The following is a 15,429-nucleotide window of genomic DNA, read 5'->3' as shown; positions in this document are numbered from 1 at the left end:
TTAAATCCTTTGATGTATCTTTATAAATGTTCATATGAACAATTGCTCATATGTTATTGCAACTCAAGTTAGAAATGGCTTAAATTGATAGGACATCTCAAAAAAGTTTTACATGTAAAGAAAAAAAGAGAGGAAGGTAGAGAGAGCAAAAGTGAAAAGTTTAATATTCATACTCTTTTGTTTTCTTCGAAGTAAAAGCTATTTCCATGCTATAAACTTTATGTAATATCTCTTTTCTAATAAAGCATGCAAGGTAATATATAAGTAACATTATAGTGATAATATGCCAAGAAAAAGTAATATGGTGTAAGATTCCTTATTCTGTAGATTGCCAGTGTTACCAATAAAGTAATTAAAAGGGAGATAAGTTAATGAGTATTTCAAAACAATTATTAACAATGCTAGCCATCGCCATTTTTGGGCTTGTTGGCATTTTTACGATTGCCATACAAAAAATGGAAGCGGTGTACGAAAAAACAAATACATGTAATGTTACGATATTACCTAGTACGCATATCTTGATAGACCTACAAGATAATTTTTATCGGTTCCGAATTGCTTCATGGAAATTTGTTGCTCTCCAAAATAAAGAGGAAATCAAAAGAATTAGAGAGCGTTCTCTTAGTTACAAATCGAATGTGGAAGAAAGTTTCAAACAATACGAATTATTTATTTCAGATCCAAAAGACCGAGAAATGTATACAAAAGAAAAAACAATGTTTGCTCAATTTGCAATACTTGTTGACAAACTGTACCAGCTTGGACTTGAAAGCAAGCAAGATGAAGCGCTAGAACTTATGGAGCAGAACGACAAGAGTATCATGGACCTAACAGACGTAATTAATGATCATATGGATTACATTAAACAATTGGCTAGTAAAGATGCGGAAGATGCACTTATTGTAAAAAGTAGAGCAATGACTATTTTGATTATGTTGTCATCTCTTATTGTGGTATGTGTTATTGGTCTTGGAATTGCAATACGAAACAACATTATGCAAGGTGTTTCACTCATTCGAGATAGTATTGCAGGCTTTGTCCAAAACAAAGAGTTGAAGTTCCGCATTAAGTACGGTAAGAAAAATGAGATTGAAGAGATTGTTCGGAGTTTCAATAGCTTAGTCAGTACCTTAGAAGCCATTATTGATGATGTTAAACACTCATCCAACGAAAATGCTTCCGTATCGCATGAGCTAAGCACGACCAGTATGCAAATAGGTCGTAATGCAGAGCATAGTACGGTCATTGTCAATAATACCATTGAAGAGATAGTCTCCATCAAAAGGTTTGTTCAAGAAACAGATTTACTTTCCGAATCAATGAAAAAAAGTATTGGCGTGGCTGGAGAGAAGCTAGAATTTGCAAAGAATGAAGTGATGATACTCAAAAATGAAGTTGAACTTGCCAGTGAATCCGAAACAGCTCTTGCACAGCAGTTAGAACAGATGAGTAAAGATGCTGAACAAGTGAAGCAAATTCTAACCGTTATTTCTGATATAGCCGATCAAACAAACCTACTTGCTCTTAATGCTGCTATTGAAGCTGCACGTGCAGGTGAACATGGGCGTGGATTTGCTGTCGTGGCTGATGAAGTGCGAAAACTAGCAGAACGAACACAAACCTCTTTGACTGAGATTAATGCAACGATTAATGTCATCGTCCAATCCATCGTTAATTCTTCTGAGCAAATGAGTAAAAATGCTCAAAATATTAGACATTTGGCATCTATTTCAATCAATGTGGGAGATACCATTACCCATACAACTTCCGTTATGCAAGAGAGTATAGAGTCCGTGACGATGAGCGCTAAGAACTCCAATAAAATTGTGAATGATACGGATAAAATTGTTGATCTTGTGACCAATATTAATAGTATCACCAGTGAAAATGCCAGAAGTGTAGAAGAAATAGCCAGTGCTGCCGATCATCTCTCAAAACTCGCTGAAAATCTCAATCATAAATTGGGGCAATTTAAATCTTAAAATAGAGATTTGACCTGTTACTATGGTATGTAATAGGTCAAATTGATTTTAGAACTTTTTTACATGTAAAGAGAAGATCGGGAAAAATTAAAAGTTTAGCCCTCTTATAAATAATATCTTCCGACGAATTCTTCTATATCAATTCTAATAACAGCTGTTCCGTTAATCATATTTTCTGGCAGTTCTTTATGCATTAAATGCGGAGTGAATTTTTCCACTATTTTAGATAAAGCCTCTTTCTTTTCGTCAAAATTATCCACTATTGTTGCCTCTCCTTGGAGAATAATGCTGTTAAATTCTGTATTAACATCACAAGGGTTTTCAACATCTTTATCGAGCAATGAGATCATTTCATCAATCTCAAAACATACTTTTGGATTTGATTTTAGAATGTCGATTTTTTGCCCTTTGGGTAATCCGTGCATATATATTTTATGATTTAAATATACAAAATGCATGGGTACAACGTAAGGATAACCGTTTTGTTTTACACAGCCGAGTCTGCCAACTTTTGCGCTTTCAAATAAAGCTTTTATCTGCTCCAATGATAGCAGATGCGTTTTTGTTCTATGTCTCATACATCCTCCTTTTTTGTGTCATTGTATTGGAATTGTAAAAATACAACAATCCAAAAATTGCTCTGATGAAAACAAGTTAGCAATTTTTGGATTGAGTGAAAGAACATTTATGGCTAAACTGTCTCTCATCAACCCAAAAGGAGATCAGATGAGTTTTATCAACAATGATCGTTTATCCACAGCAGACGATGCTGTTTTTCGTATTCTTCACAATGAGTTTGACAGACAAGCCACGCATCTTGAGATGATCGCGAGTGAGAATTTCACATCACGTGCTGTTATGGAAGCAACAGGAAGTATTTTTACCAACAAATACGCTGAAGGTTACCCACAAAAGCGGTATTACAACGGTTGTGAATGTGCCGATGAGGTCGAGCAACTTGCGATTGACAGACTCTGTGAGATTTTTGGATGCAACTATGCCAATGTGCAACCCCATTCGGGTAGCCAAGCCAATGGCGCGGTTTATGCGGCACTTTTAAACGCAAATGATAAATTATTGGGTATGGATTTACAGCAAGGTGGTCACTTAACGCACGGTGCGAAAGTGAGTTTTTCGGGTAAGAACTATCAATCGTTTAGTTACGGTGTCGATGCAAATGGTTATATTGATCATGCCAAGGTAATGGAGATAGCGAAGATTGTCAAACCTAAAATGATCGTATGCGGTGCTTCGGCGTATGCGCGTGAGCTTGATTTTGCCAAGTTTCGAGAGATTGCAGACGCGGTTGGTGCGATTTTATTTGCTGACATCGCGCACGTTGCCGGTCTTGTCGCCGCGGGTGAGCATATGAGTCCTTTTCCGCATGCGCATATCGTCACTTCGACAACCCATAAAACATTGCGCGGTCCTAGGGGTGGTGTTATTATGACAAACGATGAAGCGTTTGCAAAAAAGATAAATGCTGCCATTTTCCCAGGAATCCAAGGCGGTCCACTGTTGCATGTCATTGCAGCAAAAGCGGTGGCGTTTGGTGAAGTATTAAAGCCAGAGTGGAAAGATTACGCCAAGCAAGTCAAACGTAATGCAAGCGTTTTGGGCGAAGTCTTGCTTGAGCGAGGTTTTGATTTGGTCAGTGGTGGAACCGATAACCATTTGATTTTGGTATCACTACTGAACAAGGATTTTTCAGGTGAAGAGGCGAGTATTGCTTTAGAAAATGCGGGTATAACGGTCAATAAAAACAGTGTTCCAGGCGATACAAGAAGTGCAAAATTGACCTCAGGTATCCGCATCGGTTCTGCTGCATTAACGACACTGGGTATGAAAGAAAAAGAGTTTGAGTTGATCGCGCATCGCATTTGTGATGTTTTGAAAAATAGAGATAATTTAGCGTTACATGTAAAGATTAAAAAAGAGTTGGTGGCTCTTTTGCAAAACTTCCAAGTGTACGGTTGCGCAACGTATTAAATGAAGAAGCGCTCCATTGATGTTATAGCCAACGGTATCAGCGTGAGCAAATACCATTTTATCCAAATGCTTAAAGTGTAAGTGGGCGTGATCCCAAAACATAGAGAGAATTCTTTACATGTAAAGATTTAAGCGGCGAGTTTAAGCCGTTCTTTTTTCTCTTCAAGCGTTAGGGTAGCGCTCTCGTGGTGTAAAAACTTGGAGAGGAGTTTGGTGAGTGTATGGGAAATCTCAAACAGCTCTTCAGCCACACTGGAAACAGCTTGCCCATTGCCACGGTTGGTGACGCTCAGCGCCAAGGTCTCTTGCATTTGGGTTATGAGTGTGTTGACATTGTGTGATACTGAATGTGAGAGGCTAACGGCTTGATTCGCAACATCGAGTGAATGGGTGATCTCTTGTTGCGTGCTCGTTGCGATCTTTCCTAAAGATGCCATGCGTTTGCTGGTATCTTCCATCAAAATGCCCACATGATTGAGCCTTTTGGTGTTGCTTCCAACCCCTTCGATGATGTGTTTGACGATAACATCAATGTTTCCTAAACTCTCTTGGGTGCGTTCGGCAAGTTTACGCACTTCATCAGCCACGACGGCAAATCCTCGCCCGTGTTCTCCTGCACGCGCCGCTTCAATCGCAGCATTGAGGGCTAGAAGATTTGTTTGTTCGGCGATCTCGTCGATGAGGTTAAAGACATTTTTCATCTCATCCACTTGTTTGGTAAGTTCAAACATTTGGACATTCACAGCATTTTGCTCTTTTTTACTCTCTTGTACATCGTTATGAAGCGCTTCCAAATCTTTCATAAAATGCCCCATAACGCCCATGTTTTGTTGAAGCACGTCTCTGGTTTGCTCGCTCACACCTTCTGATTCACTCAGTGTTTGTTTGAGTGTTGCGATGGGGCGACGCATAATTTCGATGCTACTCTCTTGCGCGTGAATGGTTCCAAGCAGTGTTTGAGAGGTTTTTTGCAAGCTTTGCGCTGAATTATGGGCATTGTATCCGATGTCCGAGATACGAATGATGGTTTGCTCGACATTGTTAAAGACAGAGCTAATCACGCGTGCGATACCATCTAACTCATCTCTGTTTTCCGCAACGGTTTTAATCTTTTGTCGAAAGTCTATATGGTTGGCATCTTCGATGACGGTTTGTAAGTAGTCACGCATTTTGATCGTTTCAATGACGATGAGGCGAATCGCTAATAATAAAAAGAGCAATGTTACTATAAATAGGAGTGAAGCGATGGCAAGATAAAAAGTATACGTATGGTTGGCATCGTGAAGTGCGACTAAGGCTTGGTTACTTTTTTCAAGTTCCTTGGTATCACGTGTCAGATTGGCATTGAGATGCGTAAGATTGGTTTTTACACCTGCCATTGCCTGTTGCGTTTTTTCATTAAATGCAAGTGCTTCTTCAATGACCTTTCCTGTAATATCTTCAATAACCAAGGCAATGTCTCGTACCGCATCTTCGTTAGGATTGGTTCGCATAAGCTGCGCTAAAATGGTAAATTGACCAGCATAAGGTGCAATGAAAGGATGTTGCCCTGCGGTGGTGTTTTGCCATGCTATGAGGTCATCCATCAAGCGTTCCAGTTTGCGTTGCTGGGATGGTTTGAAGTTTAGTGTTGTGAGGTCATTGCGAATATTGCGAAGTGTTGAGAGGTCATTGTAGAGTTGACCTACCTCTTTGGCTTGCGTTTCAAGTGATGAAAAGTCTAAAATGGTTTTGGCGTTAACATTCGTGGTCTCTTCAAGATTGGTTTTAAGGGTTTGCGACTGCATAATCTGCTCGTCAAAAAAACGTTGGTTGTGAAAGAAACTCATACTGTAAATAACACCCATGACTAAAAAAGAGACAAAAATGGTTAAAAATCCAAGATAAAAGCGATGAGCAATTGAGAGTTGTTTAAGATAGCTGATCAAAGTTTGAGGCATAAAAGACTCCATAACGAAAGTTAAGGAGAAGTGTAAATAAAAGTTATTGCGAAATTATTACCATAGGTTGAATTTTAAGCATTTTTGTAACGCCATTGTAACGTAACAGGGGGTATAATTTGAATTGAAATTAACCTTTGTAAGGAGCATGTATGTCATTTAAAGCCAAAATCATCTTGACTATTTCAGTGCTAATGTTTTTAAGTTTGAGTATCTTTAGTGCAATAAGCTATATGGATACGAAAAAGAACAGTGTGGTTCAAATTGAAGCTAGTTTGAAGATGGCGTCACGTGCATTGACCGATTATATCGATGTTTGGGCGGCAGGTAAGAAAAGTGGGATGGACAGTTCTGCTAGGACATTAACGGATATTTCTACAATGGACGAAGCGGATATTCGCGCAAGACTTCAAGAAACGACAAAAACACTGGGTGGCTTTGATACAACGGTGGGTTTAGAAACAGGAAAAGCGATCACAGGTACGGGTACACCTTTACCTGCTGGGTATGACCCGCGCATTAGAGGATGGTATAAAACCGTAAAAGCTTCTGGCAAAGTCGGCGTAACCGACGCGTACGTCGATGCAACAACGAACAAACTGATTGTCTCATTTATGGCGCCTATCTTTAAAAATGGTACATTCTTGGGTGCAGTGGTTATGGATATAGCGCTGGATACATTAGTCAAAGCAACAGCCGATGTTAATTTCAACGGCGGTTATGGCGTATTGTTTGACACAAAACAAGTGATTATCGCACATCCAAATAAAGATTTGTTGGGAAAAGAGTTACCTTCAATATTGCCTGAACTGACCAAAAAACTTGATGGAAAAAAAGATGGCTTGATCGAGTATACCTACAACGGTGATGCAAAGATTTTTGCCTTTAAAGTTTCGATTGAAACAGGTTGGACACCAAGCATTACGTTTGATAAAGAGGTTGCTTACAGTTTCCTAAGTGCCCAAATTAAAGAGCTCATGATCGTTGGTTTCATCATGCTAATCCTCTCAATCGGAATCATGATCATCTTGATAAAAGCCCTTCTACGCCCGCTTGATCACCTCAATGATGTAGTCAAAGAACTCTCAAGTGCAGAAGGTGATCTTAGACAAAGACTTCAAGCTACTGCCAATGATGAATTTGCACAAGTTTCTCGTAACATTAACAAGTTCATTGAAAAACTCCATGAGATTGTGAAAAAGTCTAAAACGATTAGTAATGAAAATGCTTCTATCTCAGAAGAACTCTCACGAACAGCATCTGAAGTTGTAAGAAATGTGGATACAGAATCTAAAATTGTTGAAAATACCAAAGAAGAAGGTATTGCATTAGTCAAATCCATTGAATGCTCTGTTGTAAAAGCTAAAGACTCTCAAAAAGCACTCAGTGATACCCAACAAGACATTTCAGATGTTAAAACTAAAGTAGAACAACTTGAACACACCATGCAAGCAACCGCAGCCAAAGAGCAAGGTTTAGCAGAACGTCTGAATACCGTCAGTCATAATGCTAATGAAGTGAAAGATGTCCTCAATATCATTCGTGATATTGCTGATCAAACAAACCTTCTTGCCCTTAATGCTGCGATTGAAGCGGCACGTGCAGGTGAACATGGACGAGGCTTTGCGGTTGTTGCCGATGAAGTACGTAAACTTGCTGAACGAACGCAAAAGAGCTTGGTAGAGATTGATGCAACCATCAATGTCGTTGTTCAATCTATTATGGATGCCAATACAGACATTACTGCAAATGCACAAGAAGTCAATGCCCTTGCATCTATTTCAATAGAACTGCAAGATGGTATGAATAATGTCGCAAACATCATTCATAAAACCATTGATGAATCACACCATACGGTTAATGACTTTATTGATACAGCGTCTAAAATCAAAAAGATCGTGGATGAAATCGAAAAGATCAATGTGATCTCTAAAGAGAATGTGGGAAGCATCGACAATGTTTCTCAAGCCAGTGAACATTTACATGTTATGACTGAAAATCTCAACAACGAGCTTGGCAAGTTTAAGTCGTAAACGATTCTCTTTGCCCACGTCGTGTGTCACTACGTGGGCAATTTAAGCTTTGAGTCTGTACAATCTTTGTTAAAAAAAATAGAGAGTGTCCATGCTAAACAAAGAACTCCTCAAAGGACTTTATGTCCTCACTGACGCAACACTAACTCCCACAGAGAGTATGCTTGAACAAGTAGAACGTGTTTTAAAATCTGGTGTCAATGTCATTCAGTACCGCGATAAATATGCCACAGATGAAGAGGCTGAGAAGCAGTGCATTAGGCTTCAAGCCTTGTGCGATGTGTATGAAGCGGTATTTATTATTGATGATCGTTTAGAGATCGCTTATAGAATCAATGCTGATGGTTTACATGTAGGCGAAGATGATGTGAGTTACGAAGAAGCACGCGCACTTTTAGGCGAAGATAAAATCATCGGAGTTTCCTGTTACGGTAACATTGAGCGCGCGCAAAAGTATGCTAGTTTAGGCGCAGACTATGTCGCTTTTGGTTCATTTTTTCCTTCCCCAACCAAACCCCATGCCAAAGTGGTAGATCCTGAAGTGCTTAAAGTGGCAAAAGAAAAATTGAATGTTCCTATTTGTGCGATTGGTGGCATTAATGAGGAAAATATAGAGTTGCTTTCGCGCTATGACATTGCAATGTATTCGCTGATAAGTGCAGTGTATAAAGACGATGCTATCGAGGAGAACTTAGAAAAATTGTACGCAAAAATTTAGAGGAGCGGGCATGGTTTTAGAAAAGTTTGATGTCTCCATCACCAATGCGAGTAAAGGAATGGCGCTGATGCTCATCTTGTGGCACCACCTTTTCTATGAGAAGCCTGAAGAGGGTTTGTTTGTTTTTCAAACAGCGCTTTTAGCTAAAGTGTGTGTGGGCATTTACGTGGTGTTAAGCGGTTATGGTTTGGCAGAGTCTGTGAAGAAAAGAGGGCTTGACGTAGGGGCTTTTTACAAACGACGTTTACTGAAACTGTACATGAACTACTGGCTAATCGCGCTTATTTTTGTGCCCATCGGGGCATGGTTTATGGGAAGAACGCTTTCAAGTGTTTACGGTGAGCATGTTTTTCAAGGTTTCGTCATTCAGATGCTAGGGCTTCATATGTTTACGTGGGTGAGTTATGGTTATAACGCGACATGGTGGTTTATGAGCCTTGTCATCGTGTTGTACGCGATCTTCCCTTTTGTTTATACGTTGACGAAAAAATTTCATCTTTGGTTTTTAGCCTTGGCTGCTTTGCTCTTATTTGTTCCGATTCCATTGGTCAATGACTGGATTTTCCCGTTTGCTGTGGGTGTTTATCTTTCGTTCAAAGATGGCTTTGTTAAAATGCTCATCTGGTTTGACAAACAAGGTAAATGGCGTTTTTTAACGCTGGCGATTTTTACGGCATTTGCAGCGTGGTATAGGCAAAATGGCTGGCTTTTTGACAGCATAAGAGCCGATGCTTTTTTTGGGATTTTACTCATTCTTTGGACAACGGAGCTCATTGTTTTCTCTTCGTGGGCAAAGAGGGCATTAGAGTTTGTAGGCGCGCATTCGTTTAATATCTTTTTATTTCATACCTTTATTTATTATTACTATTTTCCAACGTTTATCTATAGCTTTAAAAATCCTCTGTTGATTTTTGCGGTGCTTTTAGGTATTTGTTTGGTCATTTCCGTGGGGATTGAGAGCTTTAAGAAAAAGATAGGATTTGATAAATTGATCTAAGAAAGTACGAAAGAGATGTCACAGAGCATCTCTTTCGCAAGGTCTATTGAAGATTATAACAATGCTGTTTTTTGTACAAATTTAGTGCTAAGATGGTTAAATTCAGCACTCTCTACCCAACTCTCAGGTGCAGAGATATACTCAACCAAATTTTCCAAGAGAACATAATGCGCTCTCTCTTCTTCTGCAATGCGTAAAAATGCCTTCTTTTGTTCTCCTTCTTCAAGCATCAGTGCTTTTTCGGTGTAAAATTTGTAGCTATTTTCTTCAGAGAGCAGAGCGCTTTTGTAAAACTCTATTTGATCTTGGCTAAAACTTGGACTTTTATTCTCTTTTTGCATTTTCTCAAACATGTTTTTAGTGTGTTTGAAAATATCAACACTGGGTTGTGTCGGAATGATCTGGTTTTTGTTCATTTTCTCAAACAAAGCGTAGTGCTTTACCTCTTCGTCGGCCAACATTGTCAAAATTGACTTTACCCCTGCATCATTGGTTTTTGTTGCAAGTTCTCGGTAGTAATGCTCTCCATCTTTTTCGACTTTCATCGCGTATTCGTAGACATTCATCGCACGCCCCTTGTTTTGATTTTTAGATAGGATAAATCTCTATCAATTTTATAGGAAATCTATGATAAAAATCTGATAAAGAATCAAGCTTAATTACTTTATGACTCACTAATGTCTCTAAAAGATTACAAAGGCATTTTGAGTTCATGACTTTCGATCCATTGATGTGGATCCATGACAAATGTGAGAAGATTTTGAAGTAAAATCATATGTTCCTTCTCTTCTTCCGCTATACGTAAAAATGCCTCTTTCTGTTCGCCTTCTTCGAGCATATTTCCTTTTTCAAGGTAAAATTGATAGCTGTTTTGTTCGGTACGAAGTGCGCTTTTGAAAGAGTCAACATACTGTTGTGAAAAATAAAAATTCGGATTTTCTTCACGCATTCTACGAAACGATGAGAGCGTGTTTTTCATTAAATTGGTTGGATGTTGTGCAACAAACGATTGTTGTTTATTCATTTTTTCAAAAATAATAAAGTGTTTGACCTCTTCTTCTGCTAACATCACAAAAATATTTTTGAGGCCCTTATCTTCTATCTTTTCGGCAAGTTCGCGATAGTAGCGCTCCCCATCAAGTTCTAGTTGCATCGCGTATTCGTAGATATTCATAGCATCCCTTGTTGTAGCTTAATGAAGATATTGTATAAAAATTTGACGGTAAATCTCTTGAAACGAATCATATCGAAGTATCTAAAATAAGCATTAAAACGACAAAGAAATGAAATGTAGATCCACCCAATACAAAAAAATGCCAGATGGTATGGCTGTATGCAAGGCTTTTCCAAACATAAAAGATGATACCCACTGTGTACGTAACGCCTCCTGCTAAAAGTAAGCATAACGGTAAAAGCGTTAGATTTTCGAGTAGAGGCTCTACTGCAAAAATCACCATCCATCCCATCAGTGCATATAAGCTCAAAGAGAGTTTATGAAAACGTTGTGGGTAAAAAATCTTGAGTGAAATACCAAAAGCTGCAATCGCCCATGCAATACCAAAAAGTATCCATCCCACAGTTCCTTGAATCGCTAAAAGGGATATGGGTGTATACGTTCCTGCTATCAAAATGTAAATGGCACAATGGTCAAATTGGCGTAAAATGGCTTTGATATTAGGAATGCGAATGGCATGGTAAAGTGTCGAAGCGCCATACATGACGATCAATGAAAGTCCAAAAACAAGCGCGCTGGCAATTTTGGCTCCATCACCACTTTGTCCTGCAAAAACGCACAATAATGTCAATGCGCTCACACTCAATAAAAGTCCAATACCGTGTGTAATACTATGCCAAGTCTCTTCAATCAAAGAGTAAGAAGTTGTTGTTTCGATGGTGTCTCCTTTCTATAGAGTTCTGAAAGAACCCTTTGCATGTCTTTCAAGCAAAGCTTTAAAGACTACGTTAACACTAGGTTTCCTTCGGCAAAATGCCCAAGCACCTTTGGTGCTATCAGTTTTTGTAAAATGAATTTATGGTGAGAAACCGAGTTTATTATACTGCGATTTTTTTAATATCGTTTCTAAAATGGACCGTTTCTAAAATAAGGTAGAGAAAAGATATGTATGAAAAAGTTTTTTTAATTTTTGAAGTCATAGTCTAAGCCATTTGGCGGTACAATTTATCATCTTAAATATTTACATGTAAAAGGAGATTGTAATGCTTGAGCTTCAAACCATTGTGATGTTTGTGACTGCTTCAACCTTGTTAGCACTTGCCCCAGGACCAGACATACTCTTTGTACTCACACAGTCAATGACGAAAGGAAGCCGCTCAGGCATTGTCATAGCATTGGGACTTTGCAGCGGACTGGTTTTTCACACCACTGCCGTAGCTCTTGGTGTTGCCGTGATATTTCAAACATCCATTTTTGCATTTTCGATTCTCAAATTTGTGGGCGCTGCATACCTTTTATACCTTGCTTTTATGGCATTTAAAGATGCCAGTAAGAGTAAACTAGAGTCCGATAAAAGCCCACTAAGTCTCAAAGCACTCTATAAACGTGGTATTTTCATGAACATCACTAACCCCAAAGTCTCCATCTTTTTCTTAGCGTTTCTGCCACAATTTACGAACCCCGAAGTGGGCAATGTAACAGGGCAAATTTTTACGCTGGGTGCGCTTTTTATGCTCTGTGCCTTTGTGGTTTTTACGGTTATCGCACTGCTTGCAGGTCGTGTAGGAAGCTGGTTTAGCAAAACTAAAAATGGTGAGAAGATCCTCAATCGCGTTGCAGGTACTGTCTTTGCAGCGTTAGCTATCAAATTAGCTTTAACATCTCGATGATGGGAACACGATGAAAAAAGGACAACTCTTAGCTGTTATTCTCGCTCTCTTTGCGGGAGTGTTACTTATTGAAATCATTTTACAAAATATATTAGGCTCATAGAAAATATCATACGTTTGTGTGACATAGTTGTTACGATACAGTAGATTTCTTGCATAGCTTACGAAAAGAAGTCAAATGTAAAAATTATGGTAACGGAGTATATATGAAAATAGGTCTTTTTATCCCCTGTTTTATGAACGAGTTATACCCTGAAGCCTCCATGGCAACGCTTAAAGTGCTGGAGAATTTGGGGTTAGATGTGGAGTATCCGCTGGAACAAACATGTTGCGGACAAGCACAAGCCAACACAGGTTGCGCCAAAGAGACAGCCGTTCTAGCCGAGCGCTTCTTTAAAATCTTCAAGAACTATGACTACATCGTAGCACCCAGTGGAAGCTGTGTCAGTATGATACGTCATAATTATGCTCAGTTTTTAGAGGGGCGTGAGGGGTTTGAGCGTATGCGAAGCCATACCTTTGAACTGATCGAATTTCTGCACGATGTCATCAAACCAACTTCTATGAATGCTACCTTTCATCACAAAGTGGGTATCCACAACAGCTGTCATGCTCACCGAGAACTTGGCATGGCAAGTATGAGTGAGAAGAATGTACCCGAATTTTCAAAAATCAAAAATTTACTCGATAAAGTCGAAGGCATTAGCTACTCAGAACTTACTCGCAAAGATGAGTGCTGTGGTTTTGGTGGAACATTTGCCATCACTGAAGAGGCGATGAGTGTGGCGATGGGACGAGCACGCTTGCAAGATCATCTTGATGCTGGAAGCGAGTACATCACCGGTGTGGACATGTCGTGTTTGATGCATATGCAAGGCGTGATTGATCGCGAAAAGATGCCTCTAAAAACCATTTATATCGCCCAAATTTTAGCAGGAGATGTCAAATGAGCCATAACCACCCAGAACTTGCCGATAAATTTGCCAGTAACGTAGAGCGCATGAAATGGCATGATAAAGCGCTCTGGTTCGTGCGTGTGAAGCGTGACACACAAGCGAAAAGTTTGGACGAGTGGGAAGAGCTTCGTAACACCGCCGATAAAATCAAATCGCACACACTTAGTAATCTTGATGAATACCTTGAAATCTTCGAGCAAAATGCTTTAAAACGTGGTATTCATGTGCATTGGGCAAAAGATGCGAAAGAACACAATCAAATTGTCTTAGACATTTTACGCGCTAAAAATGTGAAAATGATCGTTAAGAGCAAATCCATGCTCACCGAAGAGTGCCATCTCAACCCTTACCTTGAAAAAAATGGCATCGAAGTGGTCGATACTGATCTCGGTGAACGCATTGTTCAACTCCGTAACGAACCACCTTCTCACATCGTTCTTCCAGCAATCCACCTTAAAAAAGAGGATGTTGGTACCACTTTTGAGAAGTTCTTAAAAACTGAAAAAGGCAACTCCGACCCAACATACTTGACACGTGCCGCACGTGCGCATTTGCGTGAAAAATTTGTGGGTGCGGATGCTGCTATGACGGGAGTTAACTTTGCCATTGCTGAAACAGGTGGCATTGTCGTGTGTACCAATGAGGGAAATGCCGACTTGGGTGCAAGTTTGCCAAAGCTTCATATTGCGTGTATGGGCATTGAGAAGATCATTCCTCGCCTTAAAGACCTAAGTGTCTTTACACGTTTACTTGCGCGCAGTGCGACAGGTCAGCCTGTTACAACGTACACTTCACATTATCATGGAGCCGTAGAAGGTGGCGAGATGCATGTTGTCATCGTGGATAACGGGCGATCCAAAATTCTTGCCGATAAACGTTACGTCAAATCACTTCAGTGTATTCGTTGTGGCGCGTGTTTGAACACATGTCCGATTTACCGAAGAAGTGGTGGGTATAGTTACGGGTATGTCATTCCTGGCCCGATTGGCTCTACACTTGCGCCTAGTCGTGATCTTAAAAAATACTACAGTTTGCCGTTTGCCTGCTCGCTCTGTTTTTCATGTTCTAACGTTTGCCCTGTTAAGGTAGATTTGGCAGATCAGCTCTACTTAAAGCGCCAAGATGTGGTGGATGCGGGGTATTTAAGCCCTGTTAAACACAATGCGCTGAAGATGGCGACATGGCTTATGTGTCGTCCAAAACTCATGGACTTTGCAGGATTTATGGCGCGTAAAATGGTGCCTATTTTACCGCGTTTTCTTGTTTATTCTAAATTCAATCTGTGGGGTAAAAATAGAGAGTTACCACCATTCCCAAAAAACAGTTTTAAAGAACTTTACAAAGCGAAAAAGGGTATTAAATGAGTTCACGCGAAGCCATTTTAAAAGCAATCAAAGAAGGCAAACCTCGAAGTGAAAACGCTTTGCCAGAGGTGAATATTCTTCATACGACCTATGAGGATTTGGATGCAAAATTTGCGACAACGCTATCTAGTGTGGGTGGAAATGCGGTTCATTTGGAAAATAAACAAGCCGTGGAAGCGTACATTAAAGAGCATTACAAAGATGCAACCGTCATCGTTTCAACCGTAGAAGATTTACATGTAAACACCAAAGAACTGAATGCAACAGACGATCCGCATACGCTTAAAGATGTGGATTTGGCGATCATTAAAGGTGAATTTGCCGTGGCAGAAAACGGTGCCGTATGGGTTAAAGAGGCCGATGCAAGGCATCGTGCACTTTACTTCATCGCTCAAAAGTTAATGATCATTGTTCCCAAAGGTGAGATCGTCCACAGCATGCACGAAGCTTACACGAGAGTACGCTTTGGTGACAAAGACATCTTTGGTCTTTTCATCAGTGGACCATCAAAAACAGCGGACATTGAACAGTCTTTGGTTATCGGTGCGCATGGCGCAACTGAGGCGTGTGTGGTGTTCATTTAGTTCGGATGCGCTCTGAGGATAT

14 protein-coding genes are annotated in these 15,429 nt (G+C 39.8%); 9 read left to right on the top strand and 5 right to left on the bottom strand.

Annotation, left to right across the window (positions count from 1 at the left end):
* Positions 1 to 371: 371 nt before the first annotated feature.
* Positions 372 to 1,982: a methyl-accepting chemotaxis protein gene (locus SAR02S_RS11635; RefSeq protein WP_041959886.1), complete on the top strand. Its 1,611-nt coding sequence runs from the start codon at positions 372 to 374 to the stop codon at positions 1,980 to 1,982.
* A 104-nt stretch (positions 1,983 to 2,086) separates the two neighbouring features.
* Here the strand turns inward: SAR02S_RS11635 and SAR02S_RS11630 are convergent, their stop codons facing one another.
* Positions 2,087 to 2,560 (bottom strand): pyridoxamine 5'-phosphate oxidase family protein, encoded by a 474-nt coding sequence (locus tag SAR02S_RS11630; RefSeq protein ID WP_041959884.1) that lies wholly within the window; start codon positions 2,558 to 2,560, stop codon positions 2,087 to 2,089.
* Positions 2,561 to 2,708: 148 nt separating this feature from the next.
* Here SAR02S_RS11630 and SAR02S_RS11625 point away from each other — a divergent pair, with 148 nt between their 5' ends.
* Positions 2,709 to 3,971 carry a serine hydroxymethyltransferase gene (locus tag SAR02S_RS11625; RefSeq protein WP_041959999.1) on the top strand — a complete coding sequence of 421 codons (1,263 nt, stop codon included), beginning with the start codon at positions 2,709 to 2,711 and terminating at the stop codon, positions 3,969 to 3,971.
* A 128-nt stretch (positions 3,972 to 4,099) separates the two neighbouring features.
* Here the strand turns inward: SAR02S_RS11625 and SAR02S_RS13735 are convergent, their stop codons facing one another.
* A complete protein-coding gene (locus SAR02S_RS13735) occupies positions 4,100 to 4,702 on the bottom strand; it encodes a methyl-accepting chemotaxis protein (RefSeq protein ID WP_439645586.1) in 603 nt (200 codons plus the stop codon).
* Between the two features lie 1,361 nt (positions 4,703 to 6,063).
* Here SAR02S_RS13735 and SAR02S_RS11615 point away from each other — a divergent pair.
* The 3 genes from SAR02S_RS11615 to SAR02S_RS11605 all read left to right on the top strand — a co-directional run bounded on the left by SAR02S_RS11615 (position 6,064) and on the right by SAR02S_RS11605 (position 9,659).
* Entirely contained in the window at positions 6,064 to 7,944 is a 1,881-nt protein-coding gene (locus tag SAR02S_RS11615; RefSeq protein WP_041959880.1) for a methyl-accepting chemotaxis protein, read from the top strand.
* A gap of 91 nt (positions 7,945 to 8,035) precedes the next feature.
* Positions 8,036 to 8,662: a thiamine phosphate synthase gene (thiE, locus tag SAR02S_RS11610; protein WP_041959879.1), complete on the top strand. Its 627-nt coding sequence runs from the start codon at positions 8,036 to 8,038 to the stop codon at positions 8,660 to 8,662.
* Between the two features lie 10 nt (positions 8,663 to 8,672).
* Positions 8,673 to 9,659, top strand: a complete 987-nt coding sequence (locus SAR02S_RS11605) for an acyltransferase family protein (protein WP_041959877.1) — start codon at positions 8,673 to 8,675, stop codon at positions 9,657 to 9,659.
* A gap of 53 nt (positions 9,660 to 9,712) precedes the next feature.
* Here the strand turns inward: SAR02S_RS11605 and SAR02S_RS11600 are convergent, their stop codons facing one another.
* The 3 genes from SAR02S_RS11600 to trhA form a co-directional block, all read right to left on the bottom strand.
* The gene (locus tag SAR02S_RS11600) at positions 9,713 to 10,225 is read right to left on the bottom strand and encodes a ferritin-like domain-containing protein (protein ID WP_041959875.1); all 513 of its coding nucleotides are present in this window, start codon (positions 10,223 to 10,225) and stop codon (positions 9,713 to 9,715) included.
* A gap of 125 nt (positions 10,226 to 10,350) precedes the next feature.
* Positions 10,351 to 10,833 (bottom strand): ferritin family protein, encoded by a 483-nt coding sequence (locus tag SAR02S_RS11595; RefSeq protein WP_041959873.1) that lies wholly within the window; start codon positions 10,831 to 10,833, stop codon positions 10,351 to 10,353.
* 67 nt (positions 10,834 to 10,900) lie between these two features.
* Positions 10,901 to 11,527: a PAQR family membrane homeostasis protein TrhA gene (gene trhA, locus SAR02S_RS11590; RefSeq protein WP_198133106.1), complete on the bottom strand. Its 627-nt coding sequence runs from the start codon at positions 11,525 to 11,527 to the stop codon at positions 10,901 to 10,903.
* 349 nt (positions 11,528 to 11,876) lie between these two features.
* On the opposite strand from trhA, the gene SAR02S_RS11585 reads away from it, so the two are divergent.
* The 4 genes from SAR02S_RS11585 (at position 11,877) to SAR02S_RS11570 (ending at position 15,407) form a co-directional block, all read left to right on the top strand.
* Positions 11,877 to 12,503: a LysE family translocator gene (locus SAR02S_RS11585; protein ID WP_041959869.1), complete on the top strand. Its 627-nt coding sequence runs from the start codon at positions 11,877 to 11,879 to the stop codon at positions 12,501 to 12,503.
* A 206-nt stretch (positions 12,504 to 12,709) separates the two neighbouring features.
* Entirely contained in the window at positions 12,710 to 13,453 is a 744-nt protein-coding gene (locus tag SAR02S_RS11580; protein WP_041959867.1) for a (Fe-S)-binding protein, read from the top strand.
* A complete protein-coding gene (locus SAR02S_RS11575; protein WP_041959865.1) occupies positions 13,450 to 14,823 on the top strand; it encodes a lactate utilization protein B in 1,374 nt (457 codons plus the stop codon). The genes SAR02S_RS11580 and SAR02S_RS11575 overlap by 4 nt, the downstream gene beginning before the upstream one ends.
* The gene (locus SAR02S_RS11570; protein WP_041959864.1) at positions 14,820 to 15,407 is read left to right on the top strand and encodes a LutC/YkgG family protein; all 588 of its coding nucleotides are present in this window, start codon (positions 14,820 to 14,822) and stop codon (positions 15,405 to 15,407) included. Before SAR02S_RS11575 ends, SAR02S_RS11570 begins: the two co-directional genes overlap by 4 nt.
* The last annotated feature ends 22 nt before the right edge of the window (positions 15,408 to 15,429 follow it).

It is taken from the genome of Sulfurospirillum arsenophilum NBRC 109478, assembly GCF_000813345.1.
Lineage (GTDB): Bacteria > Campylobacterota > Campylobacteria > Campylobacterales > Sulfurospirillaceae > Sulfurospirillum > Sulfurospirillum arsenophilum.
The sequence above is the reverse complement of the archived record's forward strand: the minus strand, read 5'-3'. Positions and strand labels throughout refer to the sequence as shown.

What these genes read in the sequence shown, in the direction of transcription:
- SAR02S_RS11635 (WP_041959886.1), top strand. Translation starts at nt 372, where the DNA reads ATGAGTATTTCAAAACAATTATTAACAATGCTAGCCATCGCCATTTTT.
- SAR02S_RS11630 (WP_041959884.1), bottom strand. Translation starts at nt 2,560, where the DNA reads ATGAGACATAGAACAAAAACGCATCTGCTATCATTGGAGCAGATAAAA.
- SAR02S_RS11625 (WP_041959999.1), top strand. Translation starts at nt 2,709, where the DNA reads ATGAGTTTTATCAACAATGATCGTTTATCCACAGCAGACGATGCTGTT.
- SAR02S_RS13735 (WP_439645586.1), bottom strand. Translation starts at nt 4,702, where the DNA reads ATGTTTGAACTTACCAAACAAGTGGATGAGATGAAAAATGTCTTTAAC.
- SAR02S_RS11615 (WP_041959880.1), top strand. Translation starts at nt 6,064, where the DNA reads ATGTCATTTAAAGCCAAAATCATCTTGACTATTTCAGTGCTAATGTTT.
- thiE (WP_041959879.1), top strand. Translation starts at nt 8,036, where the DNA reads ATGCTAAACAAAGAACTCCTCAAAGGACTTTATGTCCTCACTGACGCA.
- SAR02S_RS11605 (WP_041959877.1), top strand. Translation starts at nt 8,673, where the DNA reads ATGGTTTTAGAAAAGTTTGATGTCTCCATCACCAATGCGAGTAAAGGA.
- SAR02S_RS11600 (WP_041959875.1), bottom strand. Translation starts at nt 10,225, where the DNA reads ATGAATGTCTACGAATACGCGATGAAAGTCGAAAAAGATGGAGAGCAT.
- SAR02S_RS11595 (WP_041959873.1), bottom strand. Translation starts at nt 10,833, where the DNA reads ATGAATATCTACGAATACGCGATGCAACTAGAACTTGATGGGGAGCGC.
- SAR02S_RS11585 (WP_041959869.1), top strand. Translation starts at nt 11,877, where the DNA reads ATGCTTGAGCTTCAAACCATTGTGATGTTTGTGACTGCTTCAACCTTG.
- SAR02S_RS11580 (WP_041959867.1), top strand. Translation starts at nt 12,710, where the DNA reads ATGAAAATAGGTCTTTTTATCCCCTGTTTTATGAACGAGTTATACCCT.
- SAR02S_RS11575 (WP_041959865.1), top strand. Translation starts at nt 13,450, where the DNA reads ATGAGCCATAACCACCCAGAACTTGCCGATAAATTTGCCAGTAACGTA.
- SAR02S_RS11570 (WP_041959864.1), top strand. Translation starts at nt 14,820, where the DNA reads ATGAGTTCACGCGAAGCCATTTTAAAAGCAATCAAAGAAGGCAAACCT.